A 16857-nucleotide genomic window follows, 5' to 3' on the forward strand; every position below is an offset into this window, starting at 1 on the left:
ATTGGAAAAGAAAGTATCAGCCGTTCTGGTGGCGGCAGGGTCCTCCACTCGCATGGGGTTTGACAAGCTCAGCTTTGATCTGGGCGGGGAGACCGTGGTGCAGCGGAGCATCCGGGCCTTTGCGGAGTGTCCGCTGGTCAGCGAGATCGTTCTGGTGGCCGGGAAGAACCGGGCATTTCTGGAACAGCAGGCCGGGGCCTGCACAAAGCCGGTGCAGGTGGTACAGGGTGGCGCGACCCGTGCCGAGAGCGCGAAGAACGGCGTGCTGGCCGCCCACGGAGAGCTGGTGGCTGTCCATGATGCCGCCCGTCCCTTTGTCAGTCAGGCTGTCATCACGGCGGCGCTGGAAGCAGCCGCTGCCTGTGGTGCTGCCGCCCCCGCCGTGCCGGTAAAGGATACCGTCAAGCGGGCTGTGCGGGGCGACGGCAAGACTGTGCCGGAGCAGTGCATGGTCGCTGATACCCCTGACCGCAGCACCCTGTATGCGGTGCAGACCCCCCAGTGCTTCGACCGTGCGGCGTATCTGGCCGCGCTGGACGAGCTGGATGCGGAAAAAGCCCGCCTGGTCACCGATGACTGCAGCCTGTTTGAACTGACCGGCCGCCCGGTGCAGCTGACCCAGGGGGATTACGCCAATCTGAAGATCACAACGCGGGAGGATCTGCCCCGCGCCGAACAGAAAGAAGGAAATGATATGCGCATTGGTCATGGTTATGATGTTCACCGTCTGGTCGAGGATCGCAAGCTGATCCTGGGCGGCGTGGAGGTGCCTTTTGAAAAGGGCCTGCTGGGCCACTCGGATGCCGATGTGCTGGCCCACGCTGTGATGGACGCTGTGCTGGGTGCTGCCGCACTGGGCGACATCGGCAAGCACTTCCCGGATACCGACCCCGCCTACGCCGGTGCCGACAGCCTGCAGCTGGCGCAGCATGTGGCACGCATCATGCGGGAGAAGGGCTGGAAGATCGTGAACATCGATTCCACCCTGCTCTGCCAGAAGCCCAAGCTGGCTCCCTACATCCCCGCCATGCGGGAAAATCTGGCCGCCGCCTTCGGGATGCCGGTGGATGCTGTGAGCGTCAAGGCCACCACCGAGGAGCATCTGGGCTTTACCGGCGAGGGCCTGGGCATTGCCGCCCATGCTGTCGCCCTGATCGAGAAGCTGTAACGGGAGAGACACTCTGATGACTCTGAATTCGATCATCGCCAATTTCCAGACCTTCAAGCTGGCCGATCTGCTGGATATCGTCATCATTGCTTTCCTGATCTACCAGCTGCTGGGCATCATCAACCGCACCCGCGCCGGGCAGCTGGCCAAGGGCGCGCTGCTGGTGCTGGCAGTCTATCTGGTGGCCAACGTGCTGAACATGCGCACCGTCACCTGGCTGCTGAACTCGCTGCTGCAGGTCGGCCTGCTGACGCTGGTGGTCCTGTTCCAGCCGGAGATCCGCCGCGCATTGGAGCGGATGGGCCAGACCGACCAGTGGGCAGGTAAGCTCTTCAACATCAAGGGCCGCTACAATGACCCCAGCTTCAAGGGGGCCTGGCGCAGCGCCATCATTGCCATCTGCGATGCCGCCGAGCGCTTTTCCGAGACCAAGACCGGTGCCCTGATCGTGCTGGAGCGCAACACCAACCTCTCTGAGATCGTGCGCACCGGCACACCCGTGAACAGTGCCGTCAATCTGGAGGTGCTGGGCACCATCTTCTACGAGGGCACTCCCCTGCACGACGGTGCCGCCATCATTGAGAATGGCCGCATCAAGGCGGCGGGCTGTGTGCTGCCCCTGTCCAATAACCTGGATCTGGGCAAGGATATGGGCACCCGCCACCGCGCCTGCCTGGGCATTGCGGAGAATTCGGATGCCATTGCCGTTGTGGTCAGTGAGGAGACCGGCATCATCTCCATGGCAAAGAACGGTGTGCTGATCCGCCACTTTGACCGCCAGACCCTGTACACCCGGCTGGTGGATGAGATGATCCCCAAGGAGACCGCCAGCGAAAAGGCAGCTGCCGACGGCTGGCGCGGCAAGGTCAAGAGCCTGCTGAACTGGATGAACCAGAAAGAGGAGGATGAGCAGCAGTGAGCAGCAATCGTACCAACGGCACAAAGCCTGCCATCCAGCACACCAAGAGCATTCTGGACGACCGCCGCATCCGGCTGCTGCTGGCCATCGTGGGTGCCATTGTGGCATGGATGGTGGTCACCATCGTCGTCCAGCCCGGCACCACCCGCACCATCAACAACGTGCCGGTGGATTTTACCTATGATTCCGCCGCGTACACCTCCCGGGGTCTGAGCATCGTCAGTGCGCCGGAAAAGTACGTCAGCCTGAAGCTCTCGGGCGATGGCTACACCATCGGCAGCCTGACTTCCTCTGATTTCGTGGTTTACCCGGACTGGTCCGGCGTGCGGGACAGCGGCGAAAAGACCCTGCACCTGCAGGTGCGGGGCGTGAACACCCTGCTCAATGGTGTGTCCGTTTCCATTGAGGGCGGCGACAACAGCGTGGACGTGGTGTTTGACGTGGTGGAGGAGAAAACGGTGCCCATCACCGTGACCACCAACTACCTGACCATTGCGGACGGCTATATCCTCTATGGCACCGAGCTCTCCAAGGAGACAGTGACCCTCTCCGGCCCCAGCACCGAGATCGATAAGGTGGAGACCTGCACCGCCGAGGTGACCCACAAGGGGGAGCTCACCGATTCTGTCACGCTGGATACCGCCCTGCGCTTTTATACCAAGAGCGGCAGTGAGGTTAAGTTTGAATACACGAATCTGGAGGAGTCCAGCGTGGAGGTCACGCTGGAGGTCTACAAGATGGCCACCCTGCCCGTGTCGGTCAGCTTTATCAACGCGCCCCGGAATTTTGATCCCTCGGTGCTGGTCTATTCCCTGAGCAAGCAGACCCTGAATGTCGCCGGGCCCGAGAGCCAGATCGAAAAGCTCTCCACCCTGTCTGTGGGCACCATCGATCTTTCCACCTTTGCGCTGAACAAGGTGTATGAGCTGCCCATCGAGCTGCCGGGCAATATCCGCCTGCTGGACAACATTTCCAGCATCACGGTCAGTTTCGACAGCTCCAAGCTCGAGACCAAGACCATGAACCTGCCCGCCAGCTGCGTGCAGGTGGTCAATCTGCCCTCCACCTATACCCTGACCGTGCAGACCGAGCGGCTGATGAACGTGACCCTCTGCGGCCCGGCGGGTCTGCTGGATACGCTGGTGCCCGAGCAGGTGGTCATTGAGATCGATGCGGATGATTTCTATGTGGCCGCAGGGCAGCAGAACATTGCCTGCCGCCTGTATGTGCCCTCCAATGGTAAGATCTTTGCGCTGGGGAACTATGTTATCCAGTGCAAGATAGAAAGTAACTGAGCTGGCTCACCCTCTCAGTCTCGCTTCGCTCGCCAGCTCTCCCGAAGGGAGAGCCCTTGGCATAAAGATGAAGTTTGCAAATACTGCCAAGGCCTCCCACTTTGGGGGAGGTGGCATTGCGTTAGCAATGACGGAGAGGGTGAGGAGGCTGAAAATAGAAAGCGAAACCTGATAGATGATACTAGTAAGAGATATCCGCCTGCCGCTCTCTGCCGGGGAGCCGCAGGCATTCGAGAAAGCGCTGCATCTGGCGCGCATCCCCCGCAGCAAGGCGGCCCATCTGGGCGTGGCCAGGTTGTCGGTGGATGCCCGCCACGGGCAGCCAAAGCTGGTGTATACCATAGCGGTAACGCTCAAGGACGAGGGTGAGGAATCTGCGTATGCAGGGGCCTCGCCCTGCGTTGCTATCCGCGGCAAAACGGATCTCGGCGTTCAGAACGGCACCCAGCGCCTGCCCCACCGGCCTGTGGTCTGCGGGCTGGGCCCGGCGGGCCTGTTTGCGGCGCTGCTGCTGGCCCGGCAGGGCTACAAGCCCATCGTGCTGGAGCGCGGCCCGGCGCTGGACGAGCGTGTGAAGGCGGTGGAGCACTTCTCTGCCACCGGCGAGCTGGACCCCAATGCCAACATCCAGTTTGGCGAGGGCGGCGCGGGTACCTTTTCGGACGGCAAGCTGACCACCCGCATCGGGGATGAGCTCTGCGGCTTTGTCACCGAGGTGTTTCTGCAGCACGGTGCCCCGGCGGAGATCGCCTGGAAGCAGAAGCCCCATGTGGGCACCGACCTGCTTCGGGGCGTTATCACCTCCATCCGCAGGGAAATCGAAGCTCTGGGCGGCGAGGTGCACTTCAACACGGCCCTCACCGGTTTTGAGCAGAAGAACGGACGGCTGACCGGCATCTTTACCACCGGCGGGACCTTCCCCTGTGAAGCGCTGGTGTTTGCCGTGGGCCACTCGGCCCGGGACACCTTCGGGATGCTGATGGACAGCGGTCTTGTGCTGGAGTGCAAGCCCTTCAGCGTGGGTTTCCGGGCAGAGCACCTGCAGAGCGAGATCGAGAAGAGCCTGTACCACGAGGCTGCCGGGCATCCGGCCCTGCCGCGCGGAGAGTATCAGCTGTCCCAGCATGTGGGAGACCGGTGCGTGTACACCTTCTGCATGTGCCCCGGCGGTCAGGTGGTGGCTTCGGCCAGCGAGACAGGCCACGTGGTCACCAACGGCATGAGCTACCACGCCCGGGACGGCAAAAACGCCAACGCGGCGGTGGTGGTCAGCGTGGGAGCTGAGGATTTTGCGGGCGACCCGCGCAGGGCCATTGCTTTCCAGCGGGAGCTGGAGGCAAAAGCCTACGCTGCAGGCCGCCGGGGCGGGGCGTATGCGGCCCCGGCTGAGAACGTGCAGAGCTTTCTGGAGGGCAAAGGCCAGCTGAACATCGGCCGGGTGGAGCCTACCTATGACCGGGGCGTTGTGGCTGCGGATCTGGGAGCTTTGCTGCCCGGGGAGCTGGCCGATACTCTGCGGGCGGGCCTGCGCGCCTACGAGCGTAAAATTGCGGGCTACACCGCACCGGAAGCCATCCTCACGGGCCTTGAGACCCGCACCAGCAGCCCCGTGCGGCTGAAGCGGGAGGAGACCTTGGAATCGGCCCAGCTGGCGGGGTTGTACCCCTGCGGCGAGGGGGCCGGATATGCGGGCGGCATTATGAGCGCCGCCGTGGACGGCCTGCGGGTCGCCCGTGCGATCATCGGCCGGTATGCACCGGCAGAAGGGTGAGAAATACTGATGAACCATCGTGAAAACGATACAACACAAGAAAACGAGGGAAAACAGGTGCAGCAGGAGCTGGAAGAGCAGCTGCGCGCCTTTGGCGACACCATGTCCGATGCCTTTGCCCACGGCTTTGAGGGCCGGGGCATGGACATCGGCGACCGGGCCTTTGATGTAGGCAAGGCCGCTGTTCATGCGGCCAATTACGGCATCTCGGAGGCGGGCAAGGCCATGCGGCAGGCCCGGGACAGCTACTACCAGAGCCAGCGGCAGGCCCATGCCAACGGCGGCACGGCAGAGCAGTACGCCGGAATGCCCCAGTGGGCCAGAAATTTCTTTGCATCGCGCCCGGAGCTGACCCCGGTGGAAAAGCTGCGGAAATGCGCCAAGGAGCGTTACAGCTCGGGCGTGGCTCTGCTGGCCGTGGGCATCACCTTTGCGGTGCTTTTCGGGCTGGGGACGCTGGGCTGCCTCATCGGGCTGGGCATTATTTCGCCGGCTGCTTTGGGCGACGTTGTGGTGTCGACTGCTGAGGGCGGCGGCATCCTGATGACGGGCACGGACTACGTTATGAACACCGCCTACAACGTGCTTGGCATCGTCAGCAGCGTGCTGGGCCTTGCAACGGCGGGCTTTGGCTGGATGGCGGCCTGCGGCGTTTCCCAGAGGGAAGCGGGCAGGCAGATGGGCCAGCTGGCCGACCTTGCCGACAGCATGGACGGCGGCAAGGGCCTGCCGGTGGAGACGCTGGCCGACCTGACCCACCAGAAAAAGAAAAAAACGCTCAAGCGGCTGAAAAAAAGCATCCGCAAGGGCTGGCTGAATGCATGGCTGGATGAGAAAACGGAGACTGTGTACCTGACGGCGGAGGATTACCGCGCGGCACAGGAGGCCCTCGCCGCAGAGCATGCCCGCCCGGCTCCGCAGCCGGAGCAGGAGGCCGCGCCGGAAACGCCCCTGAACCTCGAAACGGCCCGCCGCTTTGCCAAGGTGCTGGAGCAGGAGCAGCAGCTCATGCAGGACGTGCAGGGCCGGGAAGAGCTGGAAACGATGCAAAAGACCACCACCGCCATCTGCGAGTGGCTGGAAGCGCACCCGGAAAGCCTGCCCAAGGCCCGCCGCTTTGCGGAATACTATATCCCCACCACCCTGAAGCTGCTGCACACCTACAACGATGTGCAGGGCCAGCAGGGCGAAAATGCAGAGACCATCCGCCGGGACATCGCGGGCATCCTGCACACCCTGAACCAGGCTTACAGCAACCTGTATGATAACCTGCTTTCTGACGTTGCCATGGATGTTTCCAGCGAGATCGCCGCGCTGCAGGGAATGCTGGCCAATGACGGCCTGACCGGGGAGGGACTGTTATGACGACCTACCGGGCCTGGAACCTGAAGCCGCTGGACCGCTCTGCCCTGAAGGAGCTGACCGCGGCCATTGCCCAGCAGAGCACTGAGGAGCTGGAAAGCCGCGCCATGGAAACGATGGATGGGGAGCCGTGGAGCGAGGAAAAATATCAGATGACGCTGGCCGCCCAGCAGAAAGAGGCGGGCCTGCTGGCAGGCATTCTGGCCGCGCGCGGCATCACCGACCCTGCCGAGGCCCTGACCCTGCTGTCGGGCGAGGAAGAACTGACCGACCCCATGCTCCTGACCGACATGGACAAGGCCTGTGCCCGTATCCTCGATGCCATTGACCGGGAGGAGACCATTGTTGTCTTTGGCGACTACGATGTGGACGGCGTGACCGCCACCGCCCTGCTCTACCAGCACCTCAAGGGGATGGGAGCCAACGTCAAGTGTATGCTGCCCAGCCGTGAAGGCGATGGCTACGGCCTTTCCAAAAATGCCATCCAGTCCATCCACGATAAGGGCTGCCAGCTCATCGTGACGGTGGACAACGGCATCTCCGCACTGGAGGAGGCTGAGTTTGCGGCTTCACTGGGGGTGGACCTGATCGTCACCGATCACCATCTGCCCCATGATACCCTGCCCAAAGCCGTTGCCGTGGTGGACCCCCGCCGCGCCGATGATACCAGCCCCTTCAAGGGCCTGTGCGGCGCAGGTGTGGCCTTCAAGCTCTGTGCCGCGCTGGACGGCTGCCCGCCCGAGGAGATGCTGGACTACTGCGGCGACCTTGCCGCCGTGGGCACCGTGGCAGACGTGATGCCCCTGACCGGCGAGAACCGCACCCTGGTCAAAGCGGGCCTGCACCTGCTGCAGCACTCTGACCGGCCCGGCCTTCTGGCCCTGCTGGATGAGGTGGGGCTGGGCGGCAAGCCCGTGACCGCCGAGAATGTCAGCTACGCCATTGCCCCCCGCATCAACGCGGCGGGCCGGATGGACAGCGCTGTGACCGCCCTGCAGCTGGTGCTGTGTGAGGATGAGGAACGCGCTGCCGAGCTGGCACATAAACTGAACGAGATCAACGCCGCCCGGCAGGAGACCGAGGGCGAGATCGCCAAGGCCGCGCAGGCCCAGCTGGAGGCCGAGCCCGCCATTCTGGAGGACCGGGTCATCCTGATCTGGGGCCGGGACTGGCACCCCGGTGTCATTGGCATCGTGGCATCCCGGCTGGTGGAAAAGACCGGCCGCCCCGTCATCGTGGTGTCCATTGATGAGCACGGCGAGGGCAAGGGCAGCGGACGCAGTGTGCAGGGCTTCAACCTGCACGCCTGCATTGCCTCCTGCGAAGATCTTCTCCTCCGCTTCGGCGGCCACGCCATGGCGGCGGGCCTTTCGGTACGGGAGGAGAATCTGCCGGAGCTGCGCCGCCGCCTGAACGAGTGGGCTGCCCGGGAGTGCCCGGTGCTGGTGACTCCGCCGCTGGAATGCGACCTGTCCATCCATCTCGACCGCATTACCGTGGAATCTGTCCGGCGGCTGGACCAGCTGGCTCCCTACGGTGCCGAGAACCCCGCCCCGGTGTTCCTGCTGGAAAAGGCTGTGGTGGAGGGAGTCTACCCTGTCTCGGAGGGGCGGCACTGCCGCCTGCGCCTGCGGCAGGGCAATGCCTGCATCTATGCGGTCTGGTTCGGGATGCACCCGGAGCAGCTGCCCTATGCCACCGGCGATGTGGTGGACGCGGCCCTGAGCCTCTCGGTTTACGAGGCCGCCCGGGGCGCGCAGCTTTCGGGACGCATTCTGGAGCTGCACCCGGCGGGCTTTGGCAACGCCGCCGCCCAGCAGACCGCACTGGTGCAGGCCTTGCGCCGCGGCAGCCCGCTGACTGCCCAGCAGCGCGCCCTGATCGCACCGGAGCGCAGTGATATCATTACCGTTTACCGGGAACTGCAGGCCCGGCGCTGGCACGCCGAGGATATGCAGCCCCTGTTTGCAAAGCTGGGGGAGGAGCACACCGGCAAAACGCTGGTGGCCCTGACGGCCCTGGAACAGGTGGGCCTGATCGCCGCCGTGGAGCGCGGCGGGGCAAAGTTCTGGGAGCTGGTTCCCACGGCAGGCAAGAAAAACCTGGCCGATGCCCCCATCCTGAAATGTCTGGAGGAGTAAAAATATGCCAGAGGGAAAGAAACCGGCGGAGGATCTTTACTCCGCAAAAACGCATCTGCATCAGCCGGTGCCGGAGGTGTCTACCGTGAACGCCACGGCCCTGCCGGCCGACGCGCCCGAGGGTACTTTGCCCAGCGAGGTGCGGCGTGAGATCGTTACCTGGGAGAAGCTCTGCGAGGCCATCAAGGCCAGCGGCAAGGCCTACAACATGGAGATGATCACCAAGGCCTATGACCTTGCCAATAAGGCGCACAACGGGGTCTGCCGCCGCAGCGGCGAGCCCTACATCTGCCACCCGCTGGCCGTGGCCCGCCTGGTGCTGGATCTGGGCATGGATTCGGAGAGCATTGCCGCCGCCCTGCTCCATGACGTGGTGGAGGACACCCCCACCACGCTGGAGGACCTGACCGCCGCCTTTGGCGAGGAAGTGGCCCTGCTGGTGGACGGCGTGACCAAGCTGACCAAGATCCAGTTCTCCAACATCGAGGAGCTGCAGGCCGAGAACCTGCGCAAGATGCTGCTGGCCATGAGCCGGGATGTCCGCGTGATGATCATCAAGCTCTGCGACCGGCTCCACAATATGCGCACCGGCGATGCCTGGCCTGAGCAGAAGCGCCGCGACAAGGCCCGTGAGACGATGGAGGTCTATGCCCCCATCGCCAACCGTCTGGGCATCCTGAACGTCAAGGAGGAGCTGGAGGACCGCAGCCTGCACTACCTTGACCCTGTGGGCTACGAGGAGATCAGCAAGATGCTGAGCGAGCGTGCAGGGGAGGAGTTCCTTGCCAGAGTGTCCGGTGTCATCGAGCTGCGGCTGAAGGAGAGCGGCATCGAGGGTGCCACCATCAAGCGCCGGGTCAAGAGCATCTACGGCATCTACCGCAAGACCATCATGCAGAACAAGTCCTTCGATGAGATCTACGATATCTATGCCGTCCGTGTCATTCTGGATACGCTGGCCGAGTGCTACAGCACCCTGGGCCTCATCCACGATATGTACCACCCGCTGCCCAACCGCTTCAAGGATTATATCTCCACCCCCAAGCCCAACGGCTACCAGAGCCTGCACACCACCGTCATCGGCCACGAGGGCATCCCCTTTGAGGTGCAGATCCGCACCCGCAAGATGGATGAACAGGCAGAGTACGGCGTTGCCGCCCACTGGAAGTACAAGGAAGGGCTGGATGGCCACGATAAGTTGGACGAGCGCCTGGCCTGGGTCAGCCAGCTGCTGGAAAACCAGCGCGTCAGCGAGGACTCCGGCAACCTGCTCCATGACCTGAAAAGCGACCTGCTGCCCGAGGAGGTCTTTGCCTTTACCCCCAAGGGCGATGTCATCAATCTGCCCACGGGTGCCACCTGCATCGACTTTGCCTATGCCATCCACTCCGCCGTCGGCAACCGGATGGTGGGCTGCAAGGTCAACAACCGGATGGTGCCCATTGACCACATTGTTTCCACCGGCGAGATCATTGAAGTCATCCTCGGCCCGGCGGACAAGGGCCCCAGCCGCGACTGGCTGAAGATCGTGCGTACCAGCGAGGCCAAGAGCAAGATCCGCAACTGGTTCAAGAAGATGCGCCGGGAGGAGAACATCCAGGAGGGCCGCGACACGCTGGCCCGGGAGCTGCGCCGGGAGATGATCTTCATCCCCGACGACGAGCTGGATGAATTTATCGGCAGCTGCTGCCGCCGCCTGCGCCAGAACAACGCCGAGGAGCTGTATGCCGCCATCGGCTACGGCGGCATCACCATTGCCAACTGCCTGCCCAAGCTGAAGGAAGAGTGGCAGAAGCGGAAGAGCGAGGAGGGCAAGAACGAGCAGCTGGCCAAGGTGGATCTGAGCAAGGTCCACGCCACCGACGGTGTGGTGGTGGAGGGCTTCGACAACACCCCCATCAAGTTCGCCAAGTGCTGCAGTCCGCTGCCCGGCGACCCCATCGTGGGCTTTATCACCCGCGGTTTTGGCGTGTCCATCCACAAGCAGAGCTGTGTCAATGCCATCTCCAGCATGAAGGACCCCACCAACGCCCCCCGCTGGGTCAAGGCGTACTGGGCCGACAGCGTCAAGGACAGCTACAAGGCCGGCCTTGAGATCGTGGCGCTGGACCGCAACGAGCTGCTGCGGGATGTGCTGAGCGCTCTGGCCGATATCCGGGTGCCCATCTACACCATGAACGCCCGTCAGGTGGAAAATAACTGCGCCGTGGTCAGCCTGACCATCGGCATCAACAATACCGAGCACCTGAACCGTGTGGTGGCGCGTCTGTCCAAGGTCAAGGATGTGCTCAAAGTGACAAGGAGTTAAACCATGCGTGCAGTCATTCAGGCAGTGTCCTCCGCTTCTGTCCGGGTCAACGGCGGGGAGCCCCGCTCCATCGGCCCCGGCCTGGTCATCCTGCTGGGTGTCCGGGATACCGATACGCTGGACATCGTGCCCAAGCTGGCGGATAAATGCGCGGGCCTGCGCATCTTCAAGGACGAAAACGACAAGCTGAACCTCAGTGCAAAGGACCTGGGCTATTCGGCACTGGTGGTCAGCCAGTTCACGCTCTACGGCGACACGAAAAAGGGCTACCGCCCCAGCTTTATCAAAGCGGCCCGGGCCCCGCTTGCGGTGGATGCCTACGAGCTGTTCCTTGCCGAGATGAACCGGCAGGGCCTCAGAGACGTGCAGCACGGCGAGTTCGGCGCGGATATGCAGGTGTCTCTGGTGAACGAGGGGCCCTGCACCATTGTCATCGACACGGACGAGTGGGTGCACCACTCGTAACGGCCCGCCCCCGGCAAAGCCGGAACATCTGAACAGTTAGAAGGATATAGGATATGAAAGCATTTCATCTTCTCGGCGCTGCGCCGCTTTATACCAACAGCTTTGTCCTGATCTCCGATGCGGGCCATGCAGTGGTCATTGACCCCGCCGCCGAAGTGCAGGAGTACGATAAAATTTTCAAAGAGAACAACGCGACGCTCACCACCATCCTCTGCACCCACGGCCACTATGACCATGTGGGCAGTGCAGGGGTGCTGAGCCGGGAGTGGAAGGCCCGGATCTACTGTGAGCCTGCCGACTGCAGGGGCAGCCAGCTCTTTCCCCTGAAAAGCGCGGACAGCGGCTATCAGGAGGGGGAAAAGCTCACCGTGGATGAGCTGACCTTTACCGTCTGGCACACCCCCGGCCATACCGAGGGCGGTGTGGTGCTGCTGTGCGGGGACTATCTCTTTGTGGGCGATACCGTGTTCCAGGGCAGCATTGGCCGCACCGATCTGGAGGGCGGCAGTATGCAGAAAATGGATGCCAGCCTGCGCAAGCTGGCGGGCCTGCCCATCCCCAAAGAGACCCAGCTGCTGCCCGGCCACGGGGATTTTTCCACCCTTGGCGAGGAACTGGCGAACAATTACTATATCCGCAGCGCCCTGCGCGGCGGGAATGCGGACTTTTAAGGATAAAGAGAGAAAAACATGAAGATTTATATTACCGGCCTGCCCTCCGGCTACGAGGTGGAGCATCTGGTGCGCCTGTTTTACCCTATGGCTCCGCTCACCCTCACCCCGCCGGAAGAGGGCGAGGACTGTGTCTGGGCCGAGAAAAAAGAGGATAGTCTGTACGCCATGGTGCGGGAGCAGGGCCAGAGCAGGGATGCGGCGGCTCCATTGCCCCGCCCCGTGGAAGCAGGCGGCGAGACGGTGGAGTTCACCCTTGCCAGCCTGACCTACGACCTGCTGCGGAGCTGGACCGGCATCCGCCCGCCCTGGGGCAAGATGACCGGCGTGCGCCCAGTGAGGCTCATCCACGACAAGCGGGCCGCGGGCTGGACCGAAGCCGACATCGACCGGTTCTTTCTGGAGCGTTTTGACTGCTCCCGGCAGAAGTACGACATGGCCAAGGCCATCGCCGACCTGCAGGAGCCCATCCTGAAGCTGGGCAGCGCCCCCAAAACGTACAGCCTGTATCTCGGCATCCCGTTCTGCCCCTCCCGGTGCAGCTACTGCAGCTTTGTCAGCTGCAACCTTGACCGGGACCGCAAGCTGGTGCAGCCCTATGTGGACTGCCTGTGCAGAGAGGTGGAGGCCATCCGGGAGCAGGCCGACAAGGCGGGACTGAAGCTGTGCAGCATCTATATCGGCGGTGGCACCCCCACCAGCCTGTCCGCTGACCAGCTCCGCCAGCTCATGGGTACGGTGCGGGAGAACTTTGACCTTTCCAAGGTGGTGGAGTACACGGTGGAGGCGGGCCGCCCTGACTGCACCGATGCCGAAAAGCTGGCTGTCATCAAAGAGTATGGTGCCACCCGCATTTCCATCAACCCCCAGACCTTCTCGGACGAGGTGCTGGCGGGCATTGGCCGCAGGCACTCGGCGCAGGATATCCTGGACTGCTATGCCGATGCCCGGAGGGCGGGCCATGAGGACATCAACATGGACCTCATCGCGGGCCTGCCCGGCGATACGGTCGCGGGCTTTGAGCACAGCCTGCGGCAGGCCATCGCGCTGAACCCTGAGAACATCACCGTTCACACCCTGACCCTCAAGCGGGCCTCCCGCATCGTCATCGAGGACCAGAAGGAGAACGACTACGCAGACGTAGCGGCCATGCTGGAAAAATGCCAGCTGCTGGCCGATGCAGGATATCGCCCCTATTACCTCTATCGCCAGAAGAACACCCTGCAGAATCTGGAAAATGTGGGCTGGTGCAAGCCGGGCCACGAGGGGTACTATAATATCTATATCATGGAGGAAGTCCAGACCATCCTTTCGGCCGGAGCAGGCGGCAGCACCAAGCTGGTGGCCGACGGCGGCCGACGGATGCAGCGCATCTTCAATTTCAAGTATCCGACAGAGTATATCCAGCGCTTTGCGGAGGTACTGGAGCGCAAAAAAGGAGTGGCTGATTTTTATGATCACGATTTGGGTCCCGAAACGTCTGGTTGAAGTCGGGCTGTACAACGTTGCCGCCCGCAGTCCGCAGGAACTTGCCGCCCTGAGTGAGCAGAGCTACCGCGACCGCGTGAAGTACGCCGCCGAAAAGGTGCGCCTTTCCGGCACCAAGATCGTCATGCTCACCGGCCCGTCGGCCAGCGGCAAGACCACCAGCGCCCACAAGCTGGCCGAGGAGCTGATCCGGCAGGGAACATACGCCCATGTGGTCAGCCTGGATAATTTTTTCCGTGGGGCGGAGTTCTACCCCCGACTGCCCGACGGTACCCTGGATTACGAAAACCCCGATACCATGGATCTGCCCCTTGTCCGGCAGTGCCTGCATGAGCTGAGCGAGACGGGCCGGACCACCCTGCCCATCTATGATTTTGCCAACGAGCGGCGCTCCGACGAGACCGAGGCCGTGGACCTGCAGGGCGGTGTCTGCATCGTGGAGGGCATCCATGCCCTGAATCCGGAGCTCACCGGCCTTGTGCCTGCGGAGGATGTCTACCGCATCTACGCCGGCCTGCGGGAGGAATACGCCATCGACGGCCGCCGGGTCATCAACACCCAGGACATCCGCCTGTGCCGCCGCACCCTGCGGGACGCTGCCGCCCGGGGCCGCAGCCCCGAAAAGACCCTTGCCATGTGGGACCGGGTGCTGGACGGCGAGACCCGGTATATCAAGGGCTTCAAGACCACGGCGGACTTTCTGCTGGACACCTCCTTTACCTATGAGCTGGGCCTGATCTCCAGGCTGCTGGGCATCGTGCGCCGCCAGTTCACGCTGGAGGGCCACAACGCCGAGCTCTGGGACGAGACTGCCCGCCGCTTTGAGCACGTGGTCCCGCTGGATCTGGAGCTTCTGCCCGCCGACAGTATGCTGCGGGAGTTCTACGGCAGTGCCGTAAAATAAAATCGCGCTCTGCGGGGAAAATGTTCCATTCTCTTGTTCAAATGCGAAAAAATTGTTTCCAAATCCGCACGAAACTGTAAAAGTTGTGAGGGATTCGTTGCAATCAGTGCCTGAGTGCGCTATAATGAAACCATCATCTGACAGCACACACAGGGCCAATGCCCGTAAGAGAGGTGTCATTATGGATTTCAATAAGATCAAGGAAATGGGTCTGGAATATGCGGAAAAGGGCCGCAATGCCGCCATGGATCTGGCAGAGCGCGGCAGAACGCAGGCAAAGATCGTCTCGGAGCAGACCAAGCTTGCCCGGGCACAGCGTCAGCTGGGTGCACTGGTCTACAGCCTGGCCAAGGGCAACGAGGAGAACCAGCCCCTTGTGGATAAGTATATCGAGATGATCGGCAGCATCGAGGCAGATCTGAACGCCCTCAAAGAGAGCCTTGGCCCCGCTGCCGAGGTCATCACCCACGATCTGGACGAGGAGCCCGCCGAGGACAGCGGCATCACCATTGAGCCGACCGTGGAAAAGGACAAAAAGCCTGACACGGACAAAAAGACCTGCCCCCAGTGCGGCGCGCCGGTCTCTGAGGATGCGCTGTTCTGCAACAGGTGCGGCGCACAGCTGTAACGCAAAAGCCTTGAAAGGGCGGTGTCCCCGTAGGGGGATGCCGCCCTTTCTGCACAGAAACAGGGCAAAGTGTGAAAATTCTGGAAACAATTGAAATGAAAAGCCGGAAAATGCGCTTGTCCCCTTGAAAAATCGCAGATTCTGCGGTACAATCGAGCTCAGGTTTTTGAGCAGAGGAAAGGGGAGTGCACCCATGCAGGACTGGCCCGAACGGGAACGCTACACGGCGGAGGATCTGCTGCAGATCATCCGCATTCTGCGTGACAGAGAAAACGGCTGCCCCTGGGATAAGGTGCAGACCCACGCTTCCATCCGGAAGAATTTTCTGGAGGAGACCTGCGAGGCGCTGGAAGCCATTGATGCCGACGACGCAGCCATGATGCGCGAGGAGCTGGGCGACGTGCTGATGCAGGTGGCGTTCCATACCGTCATTGAGGAAGAGCGGGGCCGGTTCGATTTCGAGCAGGTCTGCCGGGAGGTGTGCGAGAAGCTGGTGTTCCGGCACCCGAACATCTTTGCCTCTTCGGCGGCTGAAAATGCCGGTATAAACAGCTGGGATGCGCTCAAAAATAAGGAAAAGGGCCGCACCACGCTGGCGGATGAGCTGAACACGGTTCCGGCTACCCTGCCCGCCCTGATGTATGCCCAGAAGATGCAGAAGCGTGCCGCCCGCAAGGGCGCGTTTGCGCAGACGGCAGAGGATGCCGCCGCTGCCCTGAAGGCTGCCGAGCGAGGCTGGGAGGAAGCGGTGCCGGAAAATGCCGCCGAGCGGGCCGGGGCGCTGCTGTTTGCAGCGGCCAATGCCATGCGGCTGGCCGGTGTGGACGCGGAAGAGGCCCTGACCTTTGCATCCGGGCGGTTCCGTCAGGAGCTGCTGCAAAAGACCGAAGATTCAGACGAGCAGGAACGCCCTGCCACTGTCTGATAGAAAAAGCTGAGTAAAATTTTGTGGAGGTACCCCATTATGACCAAGACCGATCTGATCGCACAGGTTGCAGCAAACACCGAGATGAGCAAGAAGAGCGCCGAGCTGGCTGTCAACGCCGCTTTCGACGCACTGAGCAAGGCAATGGCTGAGGGTGAGAAGATCACCATCTCTGGCTTTGGCACTTTTGAGATCCGTGAGCGCGCAGAGCGCCAGGGCATCAACCCCCGCACCCGTGAGCCCATTACCATCGCTGCTTCCAAGAGCATTGTCTTTAAGCCGGGCAAGGCTCTGAAGGATACCCTGTAAGTTTGATCTTTGCCGCCGGGGCCGCAGTGGTTCCGGCGGTTTTTTTGTAAAACCTCTCAGTCAACGCTTCGCGTTGCCAGTTCCCCTGTCCGGAGGTGCGGCGGTGGACAAAGCGCAATGATGGAGAGGGCCTGCTTTTCTGGAGGATCATAACATGAGACTGGATAAATACCTGAAAGTTTCGCGGCTCATCAAGCGCCGCACCGTGGCAAATGAGGTGGCCGATGCGGGCCGCATCCTCATCAATGGCAAGATCGCCAAGGCCAGCCAGGCGGTCAAGGAAGGGGACATCATCGAGGTCACCTTCGGCAACCGGCCCATCAAGGTAAAGGTGCTCTCTGATGTGGAGCCCCGCACCAAGGATGTGGCCCGGGAGATGTACGAAATCATTTCGGAATAACCTCTCAGGTGCTTTGCACCAGCTCCCCTAATAGGGGAGCCAGGTTTATGCTGCTGCATCTTTGCCTCGCCTATTAGGAGAGGTGGCAGCCCGAAGGGCTGAC

General features: G+C 62.2%; 15 protein-coding genes. All 15 read left to right on the forward strand.

Going from position 1 to position 16857, the window contains the following annotated elements; translation table 11 throughout:
- Position 1: 1 nt before the first annotated feature.
- A complete protein-coding gene (gene ispF, locus GXM22_RS04960) occupies positions 2 to 1168 on the forward strand; it encodes a 2-C-methyl-D-erythritol 2,4-cyclodiphosphate synthase (protein ID WP_097786443.1) in 1167 nt (388 codons plus the stop codon).
- A gap of 16 nt (positions 1169 to 1184) precedes the next feature.
- Entirely contained in the window at positions 1185 to 2087 is a 903-nt protein-coding gene (gene cdaA / locus GXM22_RS04965) for a diadenylate cyclase CdaA (RefSeq protein ID WP_005933418.1), read from the forward strand.
- A complete protein-coding gene (locus GXM22_RS04970) occupies positions 2084 to 3382 on the forward strand; it encodes a CdaR family protein (protein WP_005933420.1) in 1299 nt (432 codons plus the stop codon). Before cdaA ends, GXM22_RS04970 begins: the two co-directional genes overlap by 4 nt.
- A 175-nt stretch (positions 3383 to 3557) precedes the next feature.
- Positions 3558 to 5153, forward strand: coding sequence for an NAD(P)/FAD-dependent oxidoreductase (locus GXM22_RS04975; protein WP_005933423.1), 1596 nt, complete (start codon positions 3558 to 3560; stop codon positions 5151 to 5153).
- Positions 5154 to 5162: 9 nt separating this feature from the next.
- Complete coding sequence (locus tag GXM22_RS04980; protein WP_099357223.1) at positions 5163 to 6518, forward strand: 5-bromo-4-chloroindolyl phosphate hydrolysis family protein; 1356 nt, start codon at positions 5163 to 5165, stop codon at positions 6516 to 6518.
- Positions 6515 to 8656 carry a single-stranded-DNA-specific exonuclease RecJ gene (gene recJ, locus GXM22_RS04985; RefSeq protein ID WP_005933430.1) on the forward strand — a complete coding sequence of 714 codons (2142 nt, stop codon included), beginning with the start codon at positions 6515 to 6517 and terminating at the stop codon, positions 8654 to 8656. Before GXM22_RS04980 ends, recJ begins: the two co-directional genes overlap by 4 nt.
- 4 nt (positions 8657 to 8660) lie before the next feature.
- Complete coding sequence (locus tag GXM22_RS04990) at positions 8661 to 10964, forward strand: RelA/SpoT family protein (RefSeq protein WP_005933432.1); 2304 nt, start codon at positions 8661 to 8663, stop codon at positions 10962 to 10964.
- 3 nt (positions 10965 to 10967) lie between these two features.
- The gene (gene dtd, locus GXM22_RS04995) at positions 10968 to 11429 is read left to right on the forward strand and encodes a D-aminoacyl-tRNA deacylase (protein ID WP_005933436.1); all 462 of its coding nucleotides are present in this window, start codon (positions 10968 to 10970) and stop codon (positions 11427 to 11429) included.
- Positions 11430 to 11482: 53 nt separating this feature from the next.
- Entirely contained in the window at positions 11483 to 12100 is a 618-nt protein-coding gene (locus tag GXM22_RS05000) for an MBL fold metallo-hydrolase (protein WP_005933440.1), read from the forward strand.
- Positions 12101 to 12118: 18 nt separating this feature from the next.
- Positions 12119 to 13588 carry a coproporphyrinogen dehydrogenase HemZ gene (gene hemZ, locus GXM22_RS05005; RefSeq protein WP_005933443.1) on the forward strand — a complete coding sequence of 490 codons (1470 nt, stop codon included), beginning with the start codon at positions 12119 to 12121 and terminating at the stop codon, positions 13586 to 13588.
- Positions 13554 to 14492, forward strand: a complete 939-nt coding sequence (locus GXM22_RS05010; RefSeq protein ID WP_005933447.1) for a uridine kinase family protein — start codon at positions 13554 to 13556, stop codon at positions 14490 to 14492. Before hemZ ends, GXM22_RS05010 begins: the two co-directional genes overlap by 35 nt.
- 181 nt (positions 14493 to 14673) lie before the next feature.
- A complete protein-coding gene (locus GXM22_RS05015; RefSeq protein WP_005933450.1) occupies positions 14674 to 15120 on the forward strand; it encodes a zinc ribbon domain-containing protein in 447 nt (148 codons plus the stop codon).
- Positions 15121 to 15313: 193 nt separating this feature from the next.
- Positions 15314 to 16045 carry a MazG family protein gene (locus GXM22_RS05020; RefSeq protein ID WP_099357222.1) on the forward strand — a complete coding sequence of 244 codons (732 nt, stop codon included), beginning with the start codon at positions 15314 to 15316 and terminating at the stop codon, positions 16043 to 16045.
- Between the two features lie 39 nt (positions 16046 to 16084).
- Complete coding sequence (locus GXM22_RS05025; RefSeq protein ID WP_005933459.1) at positions 16085 to 16354, forward strand: HU family DNA-binding protein; 270 nt, start codon at positions 16085 to 16087, stop codon at positions 16352 to 16354.
- A 154-nt stretch (positions 16355 to 16508) separates the two neighbouring features.
- A complete protein-coding gene (locus GXM22_RS05030) occupies positions 16509 to 16754 on the forward strand; it encodes an RNA-binding S4 domain-containing protein (RefSeq protein WP_005933461.1) in 246 nt (81 codons plus the stop codon).
- The last annotated feature ends 103 nt before the right edge of the window (positions 16755 to 16857 follow it).

This window comes from Faecalibacterium duncaniae (genome assembly GCF_010509575.1).
GTDB lineage: Bacteria > Bacillota > Clostridia > Oscillospirales > Ruminococcaceae > Faecalibacterium > Faecalibacterium duncaniae.